The 1,238-nt window shown below is 46.0% G+C and carries 1 protein-coding gene; it reads left to right on the top strand.

Going from position 1 to position 1,238, the window contains the following annotated elements; translation table 11 throughout:
- Positions 1-279 precede the first annotated feature (279 nt).
- Positions 280-813, top strand: coding sequence for a transposase (locus tag QUA13_RS32515; protein WP_333205221.1), 534 nt, complete (start codon positions 280-282; stop codon positions 811-813).
- Positions 814-1,238: the final 425 nt, after the last annotated feature.

Here is a 1,238-nt window from a genome sequence, read left to right as displayed (position 1 = left end):
ATTGGAGTTTAGACTAAGCAGGTCAAAAAGTGCGATCGTTGTGAGACTAGCGAACAGTTCTCAAGAACGGCAATGGTCGCTGGCGACCAGCTATCAGGCTCAACCATAAGATAGATGCCAGCGACCGTTGACGTTCTCGGAGACTTGCAACAGAAAAAAAACTGTCTGCGATAGTTTCAACAGACAGCGTAAGGGTAGAAGATTGAGACTTCAGCTAAAAATCTCAAATCTACCTGCCTGCAAAGTTTGAACAATTACGGGAATTTCGTCAACTTGCTTATGAATGTCTCGGCAATGCCTGCATATGCCACCTTTGAACTAGCAGACGCGATAATGACGACTCGCCACGTCTCATGTTTAGGAGATGAGGCCCTCAATCCCTTATTTCGGCGTGAGTGGTCAAGCGTCTACGAAGCGCTGCAAGATTGTAGACCAGACCGAGACCAATTGATGCAACTATACATCCAACAGATATCACAAGTGGAACGTCCAGTATTAGCGATCGATCATACGGCATGGTTAAGACCCCATGCACGTACCCTCAAAGAACGTACCTATGAACATCAACCCACAGCCTTACCCCACGGTATACCTGTCGGCATCGGTCAGGGATATAGTACGATCGCACTAATACCAACGATTAGCGGGAGTTGGGCGCTGCCCTTGAGACATGAACGTATTACCAGTTGGGACAACCCCATCGATAAAGGCGCTCAACAATTAGCACAAGTATGTCAATATCTTCAGCATAGACCGATTGCCTTATTTGATAGCGAGTATGGATGTGCCCCTCTGGTCAAAGCAATCGATTAGCTAAACAAACTTTGCATTGGACTGTGCCGAAGTTGAGCACTCCTGAACAGGGTGAACGATGGAGCGATCTCATGCCATTAGTGACTTGGCAATTATGGTTAGCTAAAGATGTAGTCAGAGAAATCCGTTTACCCTGGCAAACATCTCTGCCTGAATTGACGCCGGGAAGGGTTGTACAATCAATGCTTCCACTTTTAATCAGGATTGGAAGTCCGGCTGTTGCTCCGAAACGGCGAGGAAATTGTGACGGATGGCAAACAGGAAAACCTCGCACTCCAAGATGTCGGTATCCTGTGGTCAAAAAGGGTAAAGGTCGGTTTCAAAACTCGTCAAAATCGATTAGTTAACCTCTCTACCTCTGTCTAAACTCACAAAATTTACACTCAACTTCTTCTGAGTGAATTTTTGCTTAGTCTAAACTCCAA

It is taken from the genome of Microcoleus sp. S28C3, assembly GCF_036700785.1.
Lineage (GTDB): Bacteria > Cyanobacteriota > Cyanobacteriia > Cyanobacteriales > Microcoleaceae > Microcoleus > Microcoleus asticus.
Note: the sequence above shows the minus strand (reverse complement) of the source record. Positions and strands in the feature narration are given on the sequence as shown.

Coding starts and splice junctions, on each gene's coding strand:
- QUA13_RS32515 (WP_333205221.1), top strand. CDS start 280: ATGAATGTCTCGGCAATGCCTGCATATGCCACCTTTGAACTAGCAGAC.